Annotated in this window: 16 protein-coding genes; 13 read left to right on the forward strand and 3 right to left on the reverse strand. The window is 34.3% G+C overall.

From position 1 onward, the window contains the following. The 4 genes from VOI54_RS09065 to VOI54_RS09080 all read left to right on the forward strand — a co-directional run. On the forward strand, window positions 1–671 hold a 671-nt coding region (locus VOI54_RS09065; RefSeq protein WP_326282429.1), incomplete at its 5' end, for a polysaccharide lyase family 8 super-sandwich domain-containing protein. Between the two features lie 117 nt (window positions 672–788). Continuing rightward, complete coding sequence (locus VOI54_RS09070) at window positions 789–2,003, forward strand: glycoside hydrolase family 88 protein (RefSeq protein WP_326282430.1); 1,215 nt, start codon at window positions 789–791, stop codon at window positions 2,001–2,003. Window positions 2,004–2,026: 23 nt separating this feature from the next. Continuing rightward, entirely contained in the window at window positions 2,027–3,586 is a 1,560-nt protein-coding gene (locus tag VOI54_RS09075) for a sulfatase family protein (RefSeq protein WP_326282431.1), read from the forward strand. A 121-nt stretch (window positions 3,587–3,707) separates the two neighbouring features. Then, window positions 3,708–4,076, forward strand: a complete 369-nt coding sequence (locus tag VOI54_RS09080) for a hypothetical protein (protein WP_326282432.1) — start codon at window positions 3,708–3,710, stop codon at window positions 4,074–4,076. A gap of 587 nt (window positions 4,077–4,663) precedes the next feature. Here the strand turns inward: VOI54_RS09080 and VOI54_RS09085 are convergent. Continuing rightward, the gene (locus VOI54_RS09085; RefSeq protein ID WP_326282433.1) at window positions 4,664–5,893 is read right to left on the reverse strand and encodes a hypothetical protein; all 1,230 of its coding nucleotides are present in this window, start codon (window positions 5,891–5,893) and stop codon (window positions 4,664–4,666) included. A gap of 227 nt (window positions 5,894–6,120) precedes the next feature. Here VOI54_RS09085 and nagB point away from each other — a divergent pair, with 227 nt between their 5' ends. Continuing rightward, window positions 6,121–8,049, forward strand: a complete 1,929-nt coding sequence (gene nagB / locus VOI54_RS09090; RefSeq protein WP_326282434.1) for a glucosamine-6-phosphate deaminase — start codon at window positions 6,121–6,123, stop codon at window positions 8,047–8,049. An 11-nt stretch (window positions 8,050–8,060) separates the two neighbouring features. On the opposite strand, the gene VOI54_RS09095 is transcribed toward nagB, so the two are convergent. After that, a complete protein-coding gene (locus tag VOI54_RS09095; RefSeq protein ID WP_326282435.1) occupies window positions 8,061–8,771 on the reverse strand; it encodes a LytR/AlgR family response regulator transcription factor in 711 nt (236 codons plus the stop codon). Next, window positions 8,768–9,826, reverse strand: coding sequence for a sensor histidine kinase (locus VOI54_RS09100; RefSeq protein ID WP_326282437.1), 1,059 nt, complete (start codon window positions 9,824–9,826; stop codon window positions 8,768–8,770). Before VOI54_RS09100 ends, VOI54_RS09095 begins: the two co-directional genes overlap by 4 nt. Before the next feature lie 128 nt (window positions 9,827–9,954). On the opposite strand from VOI54_RS09100, the gene VOI54_RS09105 reads away from it, so the two are divergent. The 8 genes from VOI54_RS09105 (at window position 9,955) to VOI54_RS09140 (ending at window position 22,096) form a co-directional block, all read left to right on the forward strand. Beyond that, complete coding sequence (locus tag VOI54_RS09105; RefSeq protein ID WP_326282439.1) at window positions 9,955–12,213, forward strand: GH92 family glycosyl hydrolase; 2,259 nt, start codon at window positions 9,955–9,957, stop codon at window positions 12,211–12,213. After that, window positions 12,213–14,090, forward strand: coding sequence for a sodium:solute symporter family protein (locus VOI54_RS09110; RefSeq protein WP_326282440.1), 1,878 nt, complete (start codon window positions 12,213–12,215; stop codon window positions 14,088–14,090). Before VOI54_RS09105 ends, VOI54_RS09110 begins: the two co-directional genes overlap by 1 nt. Before the next feature lie 51 nt (window positions 14,091–14,141). Continuing rightward, a complete protein-coding gene (locus VOI54_RS09115; protein ID WP_326282443.1) occupies window positions 14,142–15,107 on the forward strand; it encodes a glycoside hydrolase family 130 protein in 966 nt (321 codons plus the stop codon). A gap of 59 nt (window positions 15,108–15,166) precedes the next feature. Further along, window positions 15,167–16,240 (forward strand): carbohydrate-binding family 9-like protein, encoded by a 1,074-nt coding sequence (locus VOI54_RS09120; RefSeq protein WP_326282445.1) that lies wholly within the window; start codon window positions 15,167–15,169, stop codon window positions 16,238–16,240. Between the two features lie 7 nt (window positions 16,241–16,247). Then, on the forward strand, window positions 16,248–17,357 hold the full coding sequence (locus tag VOI54_RS09125; RefSeq protein WP_326282447.1) for a family 10 glycosylhydrolase: 1,110 nt from the start codon (window positions 16,248–16,250) through the stop codon (window positions 17,355–17,357). A gap of 62 nt (window positions 17,358–17,419) precedes the next feature. After that, window positions 17,420–18,733 carry an L-fucose:H+ symporter permease gene (gene fucP, locus VOI54_RS09130; RefSeq protein ID WP_326282448.1) on the forward strand — a complete coding sequence of 438 codons (1,314 nt, stop codon included), beginning with the start codon at window positions 17,420–17,422 and terminating at the stop codon, window positions 18,731–18,733. An 86-nt stretch (window positions 18,734–18,819) separates the two neighbouring features. Further along, window positions 18,820–21,066: a GH92 family glycosyl hydrolase gene (locus tag VOI54_RS09135; protein ID WP_442809381.1), complete on the forward strand. Its 2,247-nt coding sequence runs from the start codon at window positions 18,820–18,822 to the stop codon at window positions 21,064–21,066. Window positions 21,067–21,076: 10 nt separating this feature from the next. Then, window positions 21,077–22,096, forward strand: a complete 1,020-nt coding sequence (locus VOI54_RS09140) for an isoaspartyl peptidase/L-asparaginase family protein (RefSeq protein WP_326282450.1) — start codon at window positions 21,077–21,079, stop codon at window positions 22,094–22,096. The last annotated feature ends 17 nt before the right edge of the window (window positions 22,097–22,113 follow it).

Below are 22,113 nucleotides of genomic sequence, written 5' to 3' on the forward strand. Positions count from 1 at the left end.
TCATTGATCCGTATAAAAACGGATATGTTGTTTTGTCTGATAATACCATTGTCTTTTCAAAAAAAGAACAACACTCATATCACAATAAATATTCTGTTAGAACAGGAAAAATTGATAAGGCTGTTAAAGGGGTAAAAGAAACTAAAGCTAACTATGCTACTGCCTGGATAGACCATGGAAGTGCTCCTGAAAAAGCGTCATATCAATATGTGATTTATCCAAATTTAAAAGATAATGAGATCAAAAATTTTAATCAATATGTGGTTGAAGACAAATCGTACCAAATATTGCAAGCTAACAGTGATGCTCATATTGTAAAAAACAAAGAGACTTCTACAGTAGCTTACGTAGTTTTTAATGAAGATAATGCAATTAATATTGGAGTATTACAAAGTGTGTCTAAACCTTCATTGGTTATGATAGAAGAAAAAGATCCAAACAATTTAAAAATAGAAGTAACCAACCCTGATTTAAATTTTGTCATAGAGGAAGGAAAAGAAAATAGGTACAATAATTATGGACTCCCTACAGAAGTGTCATTATCAATAAAAGGTAAATGGAAGGTAAATAATAAGGATATGGTGGTGGCTGTTTCTGAAAGTGGAGAAACCACAACAATTACTTTAAAATGCGTAAATGGATTAAAAACCAGTATAGTTATAAGTAAATAGACTTACGTACTGCTTTAGACCATTTTGCCCCCCTCATTAGCATTTAATTTCACCTGTCAAATTGGTTTATACTATAGATATTGCGCATTATAATTGAACACGTTTTAAATGATATTTATGAAAATAATAAAGTCGATAATTATACTTTTAATAATAGTTTCTCTTCAATCTTGCTTTTCACAAAAAGCCGGATTATCTTTTCCTGAGCAACAATTGAATCATGCAGAATTACAGCTGTCTTTACTTTTGGAAGAAGCAATCAAAGCAGATAAAATACCCAGAACCATTGAAGAAGACGGTGATGATATTCAGTATATACGTAACGGTTTTGATTGGACCGAAGGATTCTTTCCAGGTACATGCTGGTATTTATATGAAACAACTAACAATGAAAAATGGAAGAAAGCAGCTGAAAAGTTTCAGGCAAAATTTGAAAGTCATAAACTATATACAAAATTCCATGACCTGGGATTTGTATTTAATTGCTCATATGGAAACGGGTTAAGATTAACAAAAAATACACATTTTAAGGAGGTATTGATTACTGCGGCAGATTCTTTAATGACCCGTTTTAATCCTGTTGTTGGTTGTATCCTTAGTTGGAATGTAGATGCAGGTTGGCAAGCAAAAAGAGGGTGGAAATTTCCTGTGATTATTGATAATATGATGAATTTAGAATTATTATTTAAGGCGTCTGATCTAACAGGAGATGACAAATATAAAAATGTAGCCATTACTCATGCCAACACCACCATGAAAAATCACTTTAGAAAAGATAATAGTTCTTTCCATGTAGTAGATTATGATCCGGAGACCGGAGAAGTTAGAAGCAAGCAAACTGCACAGGGGCATGCTAACGGTAGTGCCTGGGCAAGAGGGCAGGCCTGGGGAGTCTATGGATTTACCATGTGTTATCGTTATACAAAAGATAAACGGTATTTAGAACAAGCCATAAAGATTGCTGATTTTATAGAAGATTACAAAGGCATGCCAGAGGATGAGATCCCCTACTGGGATTATAATGCACCGGGCATACCTAATGCTCCCCGTGATGCTTCAGCAGCAGCAATTACAGTATCGGCTTTATTAGAACTAAATAACTATACCAATAATGAATTTGAAAAAGAGACACAAAGAATATTAAATTCATTAGCATCTGAAAAATACACAGCAAAACTTGGCGAAAACGAAAACTTTGTTTTAATGCATTCAGTTGGAAGTATTCCTCATAATAATGAAATTGACGTACCTTTAAATTATGCCGATTATTATTATTTAGAAGCTTTATTGCGCTACAAGAAAAATAAAAGCACTCTTAACCCTAAAAAATAGAAAGCGCTTTAAGAAGTCATTACATGTTAAAATTTCTCAAAATATTTGGCATCATTCTATTCGTGTTTTTGACCTTTGTTGGGTGTGCTAGTTTAGAGCAAAACAAGAAAGAGAAAATAATAAAGCGTGTAAGCGATAACCCCAATATTTTAATTATACTCCCGGACCAGTTAAGACGCTATAGCGCTGGGTTTTGGACTGAAGATTATTATAAAAAAAGTGTGGTAGGGAAATCAGACCCTGTAGTTACACCAACAATAGACAGATTAGCAAAGAATGGAGTTGTTTTTACAAATGGAATTAGCAATTTCCCTTTATGTAGTCCATATCGTGGGATGTTAATGTCCGGCATGTACCCGGAGCAAAATGGTATTTGGAACAATTGTAGAATAGGTAGGAATGAAAGTTTAAGAGATGATATTGCTACTATTACCGATTTATTTTATAAAGCAGGATATAATACGTCATATTTTGGAAAACTTCATTGGTTAAAACCAGAACCTTTATTTGATGAAAATGGCAATTATATAGGAACCGCAGATGAACCGGGAGGGCACTATGTAAATCAATATGATACTTACGTGCCGCCAGGAAAAGCGCGGCATAGCATAGAATATTTTTATCAATCGTTAAAAGATAGTCATAAAAACCCGCTTACTTATTCAAATGATCCAAAAGCGGTTAATGGTAAAAAAGACGGAGAATTGTATCAACCCAAACAATTCTCATCTAAAATTGAAGCTGAGAAAATTATAGAGTATTTACAAAATAAAAATAATGTAAGGGATACTAATAAACCATTTTGTATGATGTGGTCTTTAAACCCTCCTCATTCACCTTGGGAAGATCAACATACAGAAATGGATGTTTTAAAAGCGCATTATGACACAGACAAATACCCTACGATAGCGTCATTAGTTCTTAGAGAAAATGCCCAGACGGAAAAAGCAAAGCATGTAAGACATTATTTTGCACATGTAACAAGTGTTGATAATTATATTGGTAAAGTCCTGGAAGCGTTAGAAAGACAAGGGGTGTTAGATAATACAATTGTTGTTTTTACGTCAGACCATGGTGAAATGTTAGGGAGTCATGGTTTAAAAAGTAAAAATGTAATAAAAACAGAAGCTTTGGCTATTCCATTAATTATACATTGGCCAAAAGGAATAAAAAGCGGTATTAATGGTATACTTTTTGGTGCTCCGGATATTTTGCCAACACTTATGGGGTTGGCTGGTTTGGAAAAAAATATTCCAAAGGAAGTACAGGGCATTAATTTTGCGGAACTCATAAAAGATCAATCAACAAAAAATATTCAAAAACCGGAATCTATTTTGCTAATGCTTAACAGCGCCAGAGGGATTATGACAGAAAGGTATATCTTATCTGTAGAGGAGGATAAGGAGGGTGTTAGCACGTATATCTATGATAATTTAAAAGATCCGTATCAATTTGTGAAATTACCATTAGATGACCATCCAAAATTATCTGAAAGGCTTTTAAAAGAGTTGGCCAGTCAATTAAAAAAAACCAACGATCCTTGGTTTAAGCATAAAGAACATGCAGAATTAATTCCCTATTAAATTTTGTGTTTTAAGCAAATATTCCACTTTTATACTGCTATAGTTAACAATTAGGTTTTAGTTTGTGGAATCAAAGCTACATTATAATTTTTTACATAATCTAACAGTTTTTATATTTATTATGACTATTAAATCTTTACAGTATCTAATTAGATTAGGTGTTTTTCTAACTTTTTTAGGACATGGTGTATTTGCGTTATATACTAACCCTAACTGGATAAAATATTTAAATACAGTAGGCTTTGATTCAGAAACGGCTAGTAAGTTGATGCCGGTAATTGGAGGTATAGATATTCTTGTAGCCATTGTAATTCTTCTAAAACCCTATAAAGCTTTTGTAATTTGGGCCTTTATTTGGGCCTTTTCTACAGCCTTAATAAGGCCATTGTCAGGGGAGCCTATCTGGGCTTTTATTGAGCGGGGTTCTAATTGGGTGCTACCATTAGTTTTACTTATTATGCTTCAAAAGAAGAATCAGAAATACAACTAGTGAGTAGCTTCTTCTTAATCAGATTATTTTAGGTATATGTCAATATAAAATTATGACAAATAATATATCCGATTTTATTTAAGCCGAGCATTCTAATTCATAATATAGATGTAGAGGTTTAAGGAATGGCAGACAAGGCAACAAAAAGATAATATGTTGGTGATTTTGGAATACCAAAAGCCCCCTATTATATGCTTTACCTACAGACTAAGAGTTGTACATAGCTATGAATAAAATATAAGGGTTAAAAGTGATAATTACAATTAAAAGTCAAGTAAATAATACAATAGGCATGGTTTTTTGTAAAAAAAATGATGTATTTAATAGTACGGGGCTAACAGCTCTGAATTAAAAACTCCGGAAATACTAATATATTTGATTAAAGATTTGAACCAATTATTTAAGTCTTCCGTACTTAATTTATAGGTTTAATTAGTATACATTTTATTGAGTTTTCTTCAAAATAGAACGAATTAGCTTATAATAATAAAAAAATGAGGCAAATAAAAAGAGCTGTTATAGCTCTTTTTATTTGCCTCAACAGAGGTCTTTCTCTCTACTACTACTCTATGACTAATCTTGTATTTTTAATAAAAGGACATTGCAATAGCTTGCTTCCCTTCATAATTAGATGATACATCAGAATTAAAAAGAAAATAAACGCCATCCACAGGTGCTCTGTACCTCCAGAATTTTAAATTAGGATCTATTGACGTACTCCAATTACCTCTACTAGCGGCAGCACCAAACTCATTAAAAAGATCATCTATAAGTAATGGATTGCTACTGGAGGAATCAAATTTCTTATCATCAATGGGAATAAAACCATAGGGGTATGGTGTAATATCATAGGTAACGGAGTCGATGATCAAATCATAATTATAGTCAGCTCCATACACAAAAGCAGCAGTTACATTCTTAGAAGATTTCCAAATTCTAAAGCGAAATCCTTTTGAAAAGTAATACCAATAATCTGCATTTGCATCACGAGGTGATATAAGCTCTGGTTCCCCTAAAGCATCTAACAAGGTGTCAGCTAAATCAGGATAGGTATTATCCGGATTGGTTTGCGCATCATCAATAGTTATTCCTTCAAGAATATTAAACGATTGAATGCCATGTTTCAGAACATTTATTTTATCGGTTTTAAGAGCCAAACTATCTGGAATAGTATACGCATATGGTGTAGGTGTATAAACCACGTCATTAAAAGTTATTTCCCAGTTATCATCTTCGTAAATAGATCCTGCCTCTATATTTTTTGTGCTGGTATTTACTACAAAGAAATAGCCTTTTGAGAAATAGTACCACGCCTCAGTGCTTGAATTTCGGGTTCGCTTAAATTCCGGCTCACCCAAAAACTCCAGGATAGTATCAGAGGAATCAGGATTATCAGAGTTGTCATTAATTGTGATGCCTTCAAGTTTATTTAAATTTGCTCCGTGTTCTATAACCTGGAGCCTAAAACCCTTCACCTGTTCTAAGCCTTCGCTGGCACTAACTCTAAAAACAATATTATAATCGCCCCCGTTTTTAGGTGTAATTTCAAATGATGTAGGTGTAATTTTATTAACACTTATACTATCGTTTACATTTGCAGATGAGTTTCTTTCATAAGCTGATACAGTACTATTTACAACACCTGTAGCGTCTAGTTGAATAGTTACTACATCTCCGGCAAAAACTTTTTGTCCGGTTGTTAATATGCGATTAAATGCTAAAGTTTCATCACTGCTGTTGTCATTATCATCATTGCTACAAGAAACAAATACTAATGTTAACAGACATATTGTAATAAGTTTAATTATCTTAATCATAATTCAATTTTTTGATTTGTTTAGTTTGTAGAGACAAAACTATGATATAAATTAAAAGTTTAAGTGGGTTATATTGGTCATTAAGACAGTACAAATTGTTCAACCTTGTAGTGTTTACTGGATACGGTTAAGTTATTTTTTGTCGATGACCAGAGGTTATTGGTCGAAATTATGGTTTACATGAATAATATGCGATTAAATTTATTCATACATAATAACCATTAAAAATGCAATTAGATATACCTAACACTATAGATATTACTTATAAAGAACCCGGAAAATTTGAAGACACACGTTTTGAAAAAATTCACAATGTTATTTTCGAGTCTTCAATTGAGGCTTCTGTATTAGTAGCTCAGGAAATAGCCCATTTAATTCGAGAAAAAGCAGAAAAAAATGAGCCGTGTGTGTTAGGTTTAGCAACAGGCTCTTCACCAATAAAAGTTTATGAAGAGTTAGTAAGAATGCATAAAGAAGAAGGTCTGAGTTTTTCTAATGTAGTAAGTTTTAACTTAGATGAGTATTACCCTATGGACAAGAGTAATATTCAAAGTTATTTTTATTTTATGCATGAGCACCTTTTTAATCATGTGGATATCCTTTCGGAGAATATAAACATTCCGGACGGAAGCGTGAGATTAGAAGATTTATATCAATACTGTATAGATTATGAAATGAAAATTAAAGCCCTTGGAGGCTTAGATTTTCAACTTTTGGGAATTGGTAGAACTGGACATATTGGTTTTAACGAACCAGGATCTCATTTTAATTCAGGAACAAGAAACATTACATTAGACCATATCACCCGTATTGATGCAGCACCTTCCTTTCTGGGAATTGATAATGTGCCCAGAAAAGCTATTACTATGGGAATTGGTACAGTACGTAGTGCAAAAAGGATAATACTTCTTGGTTGGGGAGTTAGTAAGGCAGAGATTCTTAAAAAAACAATAGAAGGAGCAATTACTCCAGAGGTGCCAGCAACCTATTTACAAGAGCATAATAATACAACCTTTGTTTTAGATGGAGGGGCTTCTTCAGAATTAACCAGGGTCAAAACCCCTTGGTTGGTAACTTCTTGTATATGGACAGAAAGCTTGAAACTTAAAGCAGTAGTTTGGCTGAGTGAGTTAACTAATAAACCTTTTTTAAAGCTAACTGATAAAGATTATAACGACAATGGTATGTCTAACCTTTTGACTGAAGAAGGTACCGCATACGATTTAAATATCAAAATGTTTAATAGGTTACAGCATACCATTACCGGATGGCCGGGGGGAAAGCCAAACGCAGATGATACAAATCGCCCTGAGCGATCAACACCAGTACAAAAGCGGGTTATTATTTTTAGCCCACATCCTGATGACGATGTTATTTCGATGGGAGGTACTTTTGACAGGTTGATAGAGCAGGGGCATGAGGTGCATGTTGTCTATCAAACATCGGGTAATATAGCAGTTTCAGATGAGGAGGCTTTAAAATTTGCTGAAATAGCCAGGTCTTTAAGTCCGGATTGTAAAGAATCAATTGCTATTATTGATTTTTTGAATCAAAAAACAGGTAATGACGTTGACCCTCTTGAAGTGAGAAAATTAAAAGGGTTAATAAGGCGAAGTGAATCTTTTGCTGCAACCAGATATTTAGGGTTAAATGATGAAAACGTACATTTTTTAGATTTACCGTTTTATGAAACCGGAGCTATTAAAAAGAATAACCTGTCAGAAGGAGATGTTGATCTCATGTGTGGTATAATTGAATGCATAAAACCACATCAAATTTATGCTGCCGGAGATATAGCAGATCCTCATGGAACCCATAAGATTTGCCTGGATGCATTATTTGAAGCCTTAAAAAAGCTAAAGCATAATGCGTATATGAACAATTGCTGGGTTTGGTTATATAGAGGGGCATGGCATGAGTGGGAGTCTTATGAAATTGAGATGGGGGTACCTATGAGCCCTGATCAGGTATTGAAAAAAAGACATGCTATTTTTTACCACCAATCCCAAAAAGATGGTGTGATGTTCCAGGGAGACGATTCCAGGGAGTTTTGGGTTAGAGTTGAAGATAGAAACAGATTAACTGCTAAAAAATATAATGACCTTGGTTTAGCTGATTATGCTGCTATTGAGGCGTTTAAGCGCTATCATTTTTAAATAAGGTTTGATTAGATAGAAGAATTTAATATTTTCTGTTTCACTTCATCAAGATAAGACCTGCCAATAACATATCTAAGCCCTTCAATCTCTACGCTGTTGCCTTCTACAGCATCAATTTTATCTATGGCAACAGTATAAGATCTGTGTATTCTTATAAAATCTTTTTGAGGTAATAAGTTAGTGAAGTCAGATAGGGTACTATGTATTATGTGTTTGCCAGTGGTTGTGCTGATCTTTAAATAATCTTTTAAAGATTCAATAATTAATATTTCATCTAAAAAAACCTTCTTCATTTTCTTTTTGTCAATTTTAACAAATAAGTAAGGACGGTCTTTTGTGTTGTCATGAAAACTTTTATTGGCGTCAAGCCTTTTGTTAACTTTATTTAAAGCTTTCATAAACCTGGGGAACTCAATAGGCTTAACTAAATAATCCAGTACATCCAGTTCATAGGTTTCTATGGCAAAGTCATCATAAGCACTGGTAATAATAAACAAGGGAGGTTCTTCTATACTTTTTATAAAATTAATACCATCCAAAACAGGCATATGTATATCCAAAAAAATAACATCAACAGTATTGTTTTTTAAAAAAATTAAACCATCAATAGCGTTGTTAAATGAATTTATTACTTCAAAATCTTCAATTTGCTCTAAATAATTCTTAATAATGTTAATAGCTAAAGGTTCATCATCAATAATCAAACACTTTATTTTCATGTTACTTTTATTTTAAGTTTTACAACAAACAGGTTGTTGCCGTTCTCAATGGTTAATAAATAATCACTTTTTTTATACCCCAAAGCAAGTCTCTTTTTTACATTTTCTAATCCAATACCACTGGAATGGCTAAAACGTTCTTTATGTTTGGTTGGCAAGGGCATAGGGTTAGAGATGGTAAAATAAAGAAAATCTTCTTTAATTGTAAAATCAATATCAATTTTAACTTCTCCTATGTTTTTATTTACACCGTGTTTAAAGGCGTTTTCTACAAATGATAATAGTAAAATAGGAGCGATTTGTTTATCCTGAATATCACCCGAAATAGACATGTTTATTTCTAACTGTTCATCATGGCGCACACGTTCCAGATCAAGGTAATTTTGAATACATAGAATTTCGTTTTCTAAAGTTTGCTTCTTATTCTTAGTTTCATAAAGCAGGTACCGCATTAACTCTGATAACTTTAGAATGATTTTTGATGTTTTTTTTGAATTCTCTACAGCTAAAGAATATATGTTGTTTAAGGTGTTAAAAAAAAAGTGAGGAGAAATTTGAGTCCTCAAAAATAATAATTCTGTCTCTAATTGCGCTTTTTCAAGATCAGTTACCCTTTTCTGTTCCTTTAAAAAATCTAATGTAACTTTAATAGCTGTTACAAAGGTGACTACATATAATTCACCTATCATCATATCTATGGTGTAATTAAGTGTTATACTATCTACCGGAGCGGGCCCCTCTGGCCATACATTGTGACTTATCAAATAATAGGTGAGATTGAATTTTATAACAACCATAATAAATATGGCTGATAAAATTGAAACGACATAAGAAAAATACCGTCTTTTAAATACCAATTTGGGCATAAGAACATAAATGTTCAGGTAGCATAATATCATATGAATAGGGAAACCTAACAGACCTGTTTTAAAAGAATATACATAGTCCTCAAAATAACTTCCCCATCTAAAAAAGTTAAAAAGAAAATATACAGACCAAAAAATCACATGATGTAAAAGCGATACTTTATAAAGTCGTCCGGAATTAAAATTCATGCTTTAAAGGATAATTTGTATTTATTTTTTTTGATGTTCGGCTTAGTTAATAGGTTATCCGTCTAAATTACTTTCATAAATGCCCAAATTTATGAATTTTTACCTACTAAATAGTACACAACGTTTTCATGAAGAACATTACTTTATTTTTTTTGTCATTGATATTGCTTGCTGGGTGTAATAAAAAATCAGACAAAACAGAACATCGTAAAACACTTTTAACCGACCATGTAAATCCTTTTATTGGTACTGGAGGTCATGGACATACCTACCCTGGAGCTGTGGTTCCTTTTGGGATGTTGCAAGTAACACCGGTAAATGGTGTTAGTTCTTGGGATTGGTGCTCAGGGTATCATTATTCTGATTCAATAGCGGTTGGGTTCAGTCATTTAGCTTTAAGCGGTACGGGTATTGGTGATTTGGCAGATGTATTATTTATGCCTGTTAACAAAGAAGTTGATTTATCTTTAATGCCAACATCACGCGATTCACTTTCTTATAAATCATTATACAATCATAAAAATGAAAAAGCCAGCCCTGGGTATTACCAGGTCTATTTAGAAGATCATGAGGTAAATGTTGAATTAACAACATCTCAGCGTACAGCATATCATAGATATACATTCAAAGAAAATAATGATCAAACTGTTGTTGTTGATCTTGGTTTTGCCATTAATTGGGATAAAGCTTTACAAACTCAAATTACGGTAGAAGATGCTTATACTATAAGTGGTTACCGTTTTAGTACAGGGTGGGCAAAAAATCAAAAAGTGTTTTTTGTTGCGAAGTTTTCAAAACCAATAGTTCAGCATCATTTGTTTTCAGATAAAAAAGCAGTTGAAGGGACTGTAGGTCAAGGCACAAAAACAGCAGCACAATTATTTTTCAGCCCGGAGAATAATAATGAATTATTTGTAAAAGTAGCATTATCCTCAGTAAGTATAGACAATGCAAAAGATAATTTAGATACCGGTAATGATTTTAATTTTGAAGCTGTAAAAAGTAAAGCTGAAAATATTTGGAATGAGGCTTTAACTAAGATTACGGTAGAAACACCTATTGATTCACTTAAAACAATTTTTTATACAGCATTATACCACGCACAATTAGCGCCTAGTACGTTTAGTGATAAAAATGGGCAATTTAGAAAAGAGAATGATAGCATAGCTATAGCTGAAAATTATACTGCATATACCACGTTATCTCTGTGGGATACTTTTAGAGCAGAACAGCCTTTATTGACCTTAATAGCGCCAGATAGAGCTTCAGATATTATTAATAGCATGCTGGCTTATTACGAAACAAAAAAAATATTACCGGTTTGGACACTTTATGGAAACGAAACAAATACCATGACAGGGTATCACTCTATTCCTGTAATTGTTGAAGCTTATTTAAAAGGAATAAGAAATTTTGATGCAGAACAAGCGTATAAGGCTATGAAAACCACAGTGATGCAAGATGAACGTGGTTTAAAATATTATAAGGAATACGGTTATATTCCATATAACTTATTAGATGAATCAGTAAGCATTACTTTAGAATATGCTTATAACGACTGGTGTGTAGCCCAAATGGCAAAAGCATTAGATAAGCAGGAAGATTATAAATTTTTCTTAGAACGTTCTAAGGCGTATCAGTATTTATTTGATAAGGAAACAGGATTTATGCGTGGTAAATCAGAAGATGGCGTATCCTGGAACGAACCATTTGATCCGAAGTATTCAAACCACAGAGAGCATACCGATTATACCGAAGGTAATGCATGGCAGCACAGTTGGTTTGTGCCACATGCAGTTAGCCATTTTATTTCGCTTCATGGCGGTGCAGATACATTTACCAGTAGATTAGAACAGCTATTTACAGAGAGTTCCGAAATTACAGGAGATAATATTTCAGCAGATATAACAGGATTAATCGGGCAATATGCTCATGGTAATGAGCCAAGCCATCATATTGCTTATTTATTTAATCATGCTAATCAACCGTGGCGTACACAATATTGGGTAAGGGAGATAATGAATACACAGTACAATACAACGCCAAACGGATTAAGTGGTAATGAAGATTGTGGGCAAATGTCAGCTTGGTATGTACTAAGTTCGGTAGGCTTATATCCATTAAACCCTTCATCAACAGCTTATGAAATTGGAAGCCCGCTCTTTGAAAAAGCAACTCTTAACTTACCAGAGGGAAAAGCCTTTGTTATTGAAGCAGAAAATGTTTCAGATAAAAACATATACATACAATCAGCCACTCTAAATGGAGAGATGTTTAATAAAACCACAATAGCTCATAGTACGTTATTAAAAGGAGGAAAACTTCATTTAATCATGGGAGCAGCACCTAATAAGAATTGGGGTGTAAATAAAACAATAAAAGACTAATGCATAGTGTTGACGTATCAATAATAGTAATTTATATAGTTTTAACATTAGGTGTTGGTATTTGGATTTCTAAGCGTGCTTCAAAAGGATTGGATTCATATTTCTTAGGAGGAAAATCCATTAAATGGTATTATTTAGGGTTAAGTAATGGTTCAGGTATGTTTGACGTATCCGGAACAACTTGGATGGTTGGTATACTGTTTCTTTATGGGGCTAAGAGTTTTATGTTTATGTGGCTGTGGCCCATATGGAACCAGATTTTTATTATGATCTTTTTGGCAGCCTGGATTAGACGGTCAAATATCATGACGGGTTCTGAATGGATTTTAACCCGTTTTGGAGATGATAAAGCAGGTAGAGCTTCGCATCTTATAGTCGCTATTTTTGCTATTGTAGCATCTATTGGTTTTATAGCTTATTTTTTTGAAGGTGTAGGTAAATTCATGACCATTATACTACCATGGGATTTTTCCCTTATGTTCAATGATGCTGTTATATTAACGTCAGATCAAAGCTATGCACTGCTCATTATATTTTTAACTACCATCTATACCATCAAAGGCGGTATGTTTTCGGTAGTAGCAACTGAGGTATTACAATATGGTATTATGGTAATTGCGGGTATTTTAATTGCTGTTTATGCTTTTATAACCGTTACAGATATTGAGATCAGCAATATTATTTCTACAGAATGGAGCAATATCTTTTTTGCAAGCCAAATAGAAGATACGTGGTCAGGAAAGTATGAAGCTTTTAATAACCTAATAGACCAACAAGGTTATAAAATGTTTGGAGCTTTTATAGGTATGTCCTTGTTTAAAGGTTTTTTTGCAAGCATAGCAGGTCCTACACCAAGTTATGATATGCAGCGTATTTTATCTACACGATCTGTAAAAGAAGCAGCATACATGAGTGGGTTTACCAATCTTGTATTATTTATTCCACGTTATTTATTGATTGGAGGAATAGTGGTTTTAGCATTGGCTTACATAGCTCCGGAAATGATAGCATCTAACCAATTAAATTTAGACGATTTAGAGATCATTTTACCAAAAGTTATTAATTTTCATGTTCCGGTTGGTATTAAAGGTTTATTATTAGCGGGATTATTAGCAGCATTTATGAGTACGTTTTCAGCTTTTGTAAATTCAGGGCCGGCGTATATAGTAAATGATATTTATAAAAAGTATTTTAAGCAAAATGCATCTAATAAACATTATATTAAAGCGAGTCATATAGCATCATTTGTAATAGTAGTTATAGGGGTTATTATGGGATTTTTTGCAGAATCAATAAACTCCTTGACCCTTTGGATTTCCAGTGCGCTTTATGGAGGATATGTAGCAGCAAATTTTTTGAAATGGGTATGGTGGCGTTTTAATGGCTGGGGTTATTTTTGGGGCATGACCTCGGGTTTGATCATTGCAACTTTGCAGTTTTTATTAGATCAGAATAAGGCAAACTTTGAAATAGGAACCTGGCTATACGATTTAGCACAAATTCCTGCCATATATATATTTCCTTTAATTTTTGGTGTATCTTTATTGGGGTCTTTTTTAGGAACATTGCTTACCCCGCCAACCAATATGGAAACTTTAAAGAGTTTTTATCGCAATGTACGCCCATGGGGTTTATGGAACCCGGTATTTAAAGCATTAAAAAATGATGATCAAAACGTTAGAAAGAATCAGGATTTTGCTTTAGATATGCTAAACTGTATGATTGGTATTATCTGGCAATCCAGTATGATTGTTTTGCCAATTTATTTTATGATAAGAGATTACCCCAAAACAATATGGACATTAGTGGTGTTTATTGTGACATCTCTGATCCTCAAATATACATGGTTAGACAAGGTGAGAAAACTACCTAATTAAAGTGTGTATTAAAAAATAACGAATAATAAAAATTATAAAGAACTGAGTTTAGTGAGTACAATTCCTTGGCAAAAGCGACCTGAAAATAATAATGATATTATTTGGAGATATTCTGAAAACCCTATCATAGATAGATATGCTATCCCTACATCAAATAGTGTGTTTAATAGTGCCGTTGTGCCTTTTGGAGATGGCTATGCAGGCGTTTTTAGATGTGATAATAAAGCCGTACAAATGAATATTTTTGCCGGTTTTAGCAAAAATGGTATCGACTGGGAAATTAACCATGAACCTATTGTCATGCAAGCTGGTAATACGGATATGATAGAGTCTGATTATAAATACGACCCCAGAGTTGTGTTTATAGAAGACCGTTATTGGATCACCTGGTGCAATGGATATCACGGGCCTACTATAGGTATAGGTTATACATTTGATTTTAAAACGTTTTTTCAGTGCGAAAATGCCTTCTTACCTTTCAATAGAAACGGGGTGCTGTTTCCACAAAAAATAAATGGGAAATATGCCATGTTAAGCAGGCCAAGTGATAATGGACATACTCCTTTTGGAGATATCTACATCAGTTATAGCCCTGATATGAAATATTGGGGAGAACATCGCTGTGTTATGAAAGTAACACCATTTGAAGATAGTGCTTGGCAGTGCACAAAAATCGGCGCAGGTCCGGTGCCTATCTTAACTGATGAGGGATGGTTGCTAATATATCATGGTGTGATAAACACTTGTAATGGGTTTAGGTATTCTATGGGGTCTGCTTTGTTAGATATAGATCAACCCCATAAAGTAAAATACAGAACCCAGCCTTATTTATTAGCTCCGGCAGAACTATATGAGTTAACAGGTGATGTACCTAATGTGGTATTCCCCTGTGCAGCATTACACGATGTTAAGGAAGATAAACTAGCAATATATTATGGTGCTGCTGATACAGTAGTGGGCTTGGCATTTGGAAAGTTATCTGAGGTGGTGCAATTCACGAAGGAAAATACGATATAAAATAATTTCGCTTCGTTACATTCAGATATAATAGTAGTGATGATATAAAATTTTAAACAATGAATAAGTGTTTTAATCCGGGTGTTGTACTAATGTTATTACTTTTCAGTATAACTTCTTGCTCACAATCCAAAAAAGAAATTATTCCACAAACCTATACGGCACATAAAATTTCTGAAACAATTACTATAGATGGAAAAGCAGATGAAGCAGTTTGGGCAAAGGCTAAATGGACCAATGATTTTATTGATATTGAAGGCGATAAAACACCCAAATACCAAACTCGGGTAAAAATGCTTTGGGATGAAAATTACTATTACATTTTAGCAGATATTAAAGAACCACATGTATGGGGAGATATCACTGAGCGTGATGCCGTGATTTTTCATAATAATGATTTTGAGGTATTTATTGACCCGGATGGTGATACTCACAATTATTATGAATTGGAGATTAATGCTTTAAACACTGTTTGGGATCTATTTGTAAATAAGCCTTATAGAGAAATTAATGTTGCTCTGAACGATTGGAATTATACAGGTTTAAAATCGGCTGTAAGTGTTGATGGTACGTTGAATAACCCCGATGATATTGATAAAGGCTGGACTCTTGAAATAGCCATACCTTTTAAAGATTTAAGAACAGCTTATTATCAAGATAATGTGCCAAGAGACCAATTTTGGCGTGTTAATTTTTCAAGAGTGAATTGGGAGCATGATATTACAGACAAGGTATATTCCAGAAAAAAAGGAGCAGATGGCAAATTTTTACATGAATACAATTGGGTTTGGTCTCCAATAGGGGTGATCAATATGCATGAACCGGAAAAATGGGGTTATGTTTATTTTTCTTCAAAGGGAGTAGATCATACAGAAGAGTTTACCGTTTCAAATGACGAAAAAATTAAATGGCACATGTATACTCTGTACCGAGCACAAAGAGCCTATAAGGGCAAGCATAAACGTTTTGCACCCCAAATTGCTGATTTAAATATTTCTGATTTGGTTATAGATAATCAAAATATAAAAGTAACCATGCAAAATCATGATATAGGTTACAACTTGTATGTAAAGAGCCCTTTTTCAAATAAAACTTTAATAGTAAGAGAAGATGGAAAATTCATTTCAAAATAATATAACTATGAAAACAAGTCGTTTATTCATTTTAGTCTGCCTTTTTAGTGTTTTAATGGCATGCAACCAAAATAAAGAAGTACAAGATAGTGCTGAAGTTACCCAGGAAGCACCAGCAAAGGAGACGTTTAAATTTAGTACCTGGATTACTTCCAATAAGGAAAAATCTAATGACACATACGCAAAGGAATTTGCAAAATATAAAGAGGGAGGTATCGATGAGATTTTAATTAATACAGGTACAGACCCCAAAGAATTGGAGCGATTAATACCTGTAGCCAAAGAAGCGGGTTTAAAAGTACACGCATGGATAATGGCGGTGAACCGTCCGGGAGACACTGTGGCTTTAAAACACCCGGAATGGTACCAGGTAAGCCGGGACGGTAAATCCTGCTTTGATACACGTCCTTATGTAAATTATTATCAGTGGTTGTGTCCTACAAGAGAAGAGTCGCGTAACCATATTTTAGGCCTTGTGGAAGGTTTGTCAAAAGTAGAAGGAATAGCGAGCGTACATTTGGATTATATTCGTTTTCCGGATATTTTTTTACCAGTAGGATTATTACCAACATATAATTTAAAACAAGACACAGAAATGGCAGAATATGATTTCTGTTACTGTGATGAATGTGTAAATGCTTTTGAAAAGCTACATCATAAAAACCCAAGGGAAAGTGAAAATACATCCATTGATATGGAATGGAAAAATTTCCGGTTAAATGCTATTAAAGCGTTAGTTGATGATGCATACCAAATAGTACATAAACATAATAAAAACTTAACAGCGGCTGTTTTTCCTTACCCTGAAATGGCAGACCATATGGTGCGCCAACGTTGGGATAAATGGGATATAGATGAGGTGTATCCTATGATTTATCACGGCTTTTATAATGAAGAAATAGATTGGGTAGGCTATGCTACCAAACAGGGGGTTACTGATTTAGAGGCAAAAAGCACGCTTATTAATACAGGGCTTTATTTACCTGACTTTAAAACCGAGGAAGATCTGAAAGAAGCCATTTTATTTGCTAAAAATAGTGGGGCTAAGGGGGTTGCATTTTATGAAGGTCCAAATTTAACAGAAGCACATTATAAAGCAATTAAAGCCACCAAATAAAGTTTGAAATAGTAATATTTGAATCACCGTAAATTTGAAAATAAAACAATAAGCATAAGCCTATGACTAATCAAAAATCATATCGATCCTCATTCATTCTGCTAACTACTTTATTTTTCCTTTGGGGATTTATTACCGTTCTTGTAGACTCTCTAATTCCACGTTTACGTGAATTATTTACGCTGACTTATTTTCAAGCGGGCTTGGTTCAATTTGCGTTTTTTGGTGCTTATTTTCTACTCTCCATTCCGGCAAGTTATATTCTTTCTAGAATCGGATATAAAAGCGGAATTATTCTGGGTCTGTTAACCATGGCTTTGGGCTGCTTGTTGTTTTACCCTGCAGCGTCGTATCGTGTGTTTGGCATTTTTATGCTGGCCTATTTTATTTTAGCAGCAGGTATGACGGTTTTGCAGGTAGCCGCTAATCCATTTGTAGCAGTTTTAGGATCAGAAGAAGGTGCCTCCAGCCGTTTAAACCTGTCTCAGGCATTTAATTCTTTGGGAACAGCTATAGCTCCTGCTGTTGGTGCATTATTTATTTTGAGTGATGTCATAAAGGATAAAGATGAAATAGCAGCACTGGACAATACCGCAAAAGAAGCGTACTTAGCTTCAGAAGCCGCTGCAGTACAAACACCATTTCTTGGACTGGCTGTATTTATAGGTTTGATAGCTGTTATATTTTTGTTTTCAAAATTACCTAAAATGATTACCGAAGCATCAACGGGAACTTACGCTGAAGCATTCAAGAATAAAAAACTTATGCAAGGTGTTTTAGGCATATTCTGTTATGTTGGAGCTGAAGTAGCTATAGGAAGCTATTTGGTAAACTATTTTTTAGACATGAATCTGGTTTCAGTAATTAAAGAAAGCGAAGTTATGAAACTCATAGCAGAAGCCATCCTTAATTCAGGAATAGCAGAAAATGATAACAAAGCAGTCGTTGGAGTTTTTGTAACATTTTATTGGTCTGGTGCCATGATTGGGCGTTTTGTAGGAGCTTATCTTACAAAAATTATTAAACCAGGAAAAGTACTTGCTCTTTTTGCAACTATTGTAGTGGCCTTAATTTTAATATCCATTAGTACTAATGGTTTAGTGAGTATGTGGAGTATTTTGGCGGTTGGTTTATTCAATTCTATTATGTTCCCTACTATATTCACATTGGCTATAGATGGTATTGGGCATTTAAAACCAAAAGCTTCAGGGCTATTATGTACAGCAATTGTTGGAGGGGCATTAATCCCGCCTACTTTTGGTTATTTAACAGATCATATTGAGTTTAAAAAAGCTTTGCTATTTATAATTCTTTGCTATGCCTATATTTTGTGGTATGGGTATAAAAATGGAAAATCTCAAGCTTATGTAAGCTAAAGGTTTTATAGAAAAATAATTTTGAATAGCCCCTTCTGTAACTTAAAAGCTTTAACCAAAATTATTTAAAGATGATTAAAGAAATAATGAATAAATATGGCCTTATATGTATAGTATGTGCCATACTCTTAGTTAATTGTAAGGAGGCTAAGAAGGAAATAGATCAGGTTAAATTAACCCACTATGTAAATCCTTTTATAGGGTCTGATGGTCCAGGGAACACCTATCCAGGTGCTACGGTACCTTATGGGATGGTACAATTAAGCCCGGATATAGGCATTCCCGGATGGGACAGAATTGCCGGTTATTTTTATCAGGATTCAATCATTTCTGGTTTTTCCCATATGCACTTAACAGGTACTGGAGCTGGCGATTTATATGATATTTTGGTCATGCCTACAAACAGTAGGTCTAACAAAAGAATTAAAGAGAATAACTTCAAACCCTTTTCCAGTTTTTCTCATGATAAAGAGGGGGCTTCTCCAGGCTATTATACCGTTGATTTATTAGATTATGGTATCAAGGCAGAAGTAACAACAACAGAAAGAACGGGTATCCATAAATACACATTTCCTGAGGATGATGCTTCACAAATACATGTAGATTTAGGGTATACATTAAACTGGGATAGCCCTACAGACACTTATATTCATGTGAAGGATAATTATACCATTGAAGGTTATAGAAAATCAACAGGATGGGCAAAAGACCAAAGGGTTTATTTTGTAATGCAGCTTTCAAAACCCTTTGAATCATACAATGTTTTTAAAAATGATTCACTTGCTGACAATCCTGTAAAAGCCAAAGACACTAAAATCATTCTGAATTATAAAACAGATGATAATGAAGAAATTATTCTTAAAACCGGACTGTCAACAGCAAATATAGAAGGCGCTTACAAATCATTGGAAATTGAAGCATCGCATTTTGATTTTGAATTATATAGAACTCAGGCAGACAGCCTTTGGGAAAGCCAATTGCAAAAAATTAAAATAGAAACTGATGAGGTAGAAAAAAAGAAAATTTTCTATACCATGTTATATCAATCGATGCTTGCTCCAACATTATTAAGTGATCATTACGGCCATTACAAAGGGGCGAATGATACTATTATGAAAGCTGATGGTTTTAATAGGTATGATACTTTTTCATTATGGGATACGTATAGAGCCGCCCATCCTTTATATACAATCATCCATACAGACAAGGTTCCGGATATGATAAACTCTTTGTTGGCGCATTATAAAGAAACGGGGCTATTACCGGTGTGGTCGTTGCAAGGCAATGAGACTAATATGATGATTGGCTATCATGCAGTTCCTGTTGTGGTAGATGCTTACTTGAAAGGCATAGAAGGTTTTGACGTTGAATTAGCTTATGAAGCCTGTAAAGCAAGTGCAATGGATAATTCAAGACAAATTGATGATTATATGGATATGGGCTTTGTTCCTGTTGATGAGGATCATGAAAATTGGTCGGTTTCTAAAACACTGGAATATGCTTATGATGATTGGTGTATCGCACAATTTGCTAAAAGCTTGGAAAAGCCTAAAGATTATGATTATTTTTTAAAGCGCTCAGAGAATTGGCTAAATGTGTTTGATTCGCAAACTACATTTATGCGGCCAAAAAAGAGGGATAATACATTTATAAAAGATTTTGTTCCAAAAGCATACTCGCCTTATTTCTGCGAAAGTAACGCATGGCAATATGCATGGTCGGTTCCTCAAAATATAGAAGGCCTGGTAAAGGCTATCGGAGGAGAGGAAGCCTTCACAAAAAAGCTGGATTCTATGTTCAGCTTAAATCCATTACCGGAAGATAAACTCCCCATTTTTAGTACGGGCATGATCGGGCAATACGCCCATGGTAACGAGCCAAGTCATCATGTGGCATACTTGTATAATTATGTTGGTAAACCATGGAAAACACAAGCCATGGTTCGCGATATTTTAGAAGGGCAATATAAAAACACTCCGGACGGACATTGTGGGAATGAGGACTGCGGACAAATGTCATCCTGGTACATATTCAGTGCTTTGGGCTTTTACCCGGTTAACCCGGCACAGGGTGTTTATAGTTTTGGATCGCCATTATTTAATAATGCAATTATAAACCTGGAAAACGGAAAGCAATTTGAAATACAAGCGATTAATAATTCAAAAGAAAATAAGTATATACACTCTGTTCAATGGAATGGAGCGGAAATTAATAGAGGTTATATTACGCATCAGGAAATTATGCAGGGAGGAAAACTAATTTTCACCATGGACAAATTTCCTAATAAGGAGCTTAACAATACCATGGCAGTATCATCAAAAGCATACAATTAGAATAAGGTTTATGTCAAATAGAAGAGATTTTATAAAGAAAACAGCATTAGGAACTATAGGAGTAAGTACCGTTTTTAGTTGTAAAGAAATTACTGAAAACAAGCAGGATAAGGCAGAAGGTGTTATTGGGAGTACTCCAACAAAACCTTTGGTTATTTCTACCTGGAATCATGGGTTGCCTGCCAATGAAGAAACCTGGAAAAGGCTAAAACAAGGAAGATCAACGCTGGATGCTATAGAAGCTGGTATGAAAATTCCGGAAGCAGATCCTAAAGTGAGAAGTGTGGGCTATGGAGGCTTTCCGGACCGGGAAGGCAAAGTGACTTTAGATGCTTGTATTATGGATCATAAAAGTAATTGTGGTTCTGTGTCATTTTTGCAGGGTATTAAGCATCCTATTTCAATAGCTAAAAGAGTGTTGCAAAACACGCCACATGTTATGTTATCTGGTAAAGGAGCTCTCCAATTTGCTTTATCTGAAGGTTTTGTTGAGGAAAACTTATTAACAGATGAAGCCGAAAAAGATTGGAAAAAATGGTTGGAAGCTTCAAAATACAGCCCCGTTATAAATATTGAGAATCATGATACAATCAGCATGCTGGTTTTAGATAAAAACGGTGATATATCTGGAGGATGTACAACAAGTGGTGCAGCATGGAAAATGCACGGCCGTGTAGGTGACTCCCCAATTATTGGTGCGGGCTTATTTTTAGATAATGAGGTTGGAGCTGCGGCGGCAACAGGTTTAGGAGAAGCGGTTATTAGAACAGCCGGGAGTGCAATGGTTGTTGAACTAATGAGACAGGGCAAATCGCCTTTTGAAGCTTGTAAAGAAATAGTAGAACGTATATATAACAAACATAAAGATCACAAAGATATGGAGTATCTACAGGTTGGTTTTATAGCCCTGAACAAAAATGGTGAGTATGCCGGGTATAGTTTAAGATCAGGGTTTAACTATGCTGTGGTCGATGAAACACAAGGGAACAGAATGGAAGATGCACAATTTAAAATGAAGTGGGATAATTAAAATAATAGCTACTAATA

This window comes from Alterotamlana spongicola, assembly GCF_035818475.1.
Classification (GTDB): Bacteria; Bacteroidota; Bacteroidia; order Flavobacteriales; family Flavobacteriaceae; genus Cognatitamlana.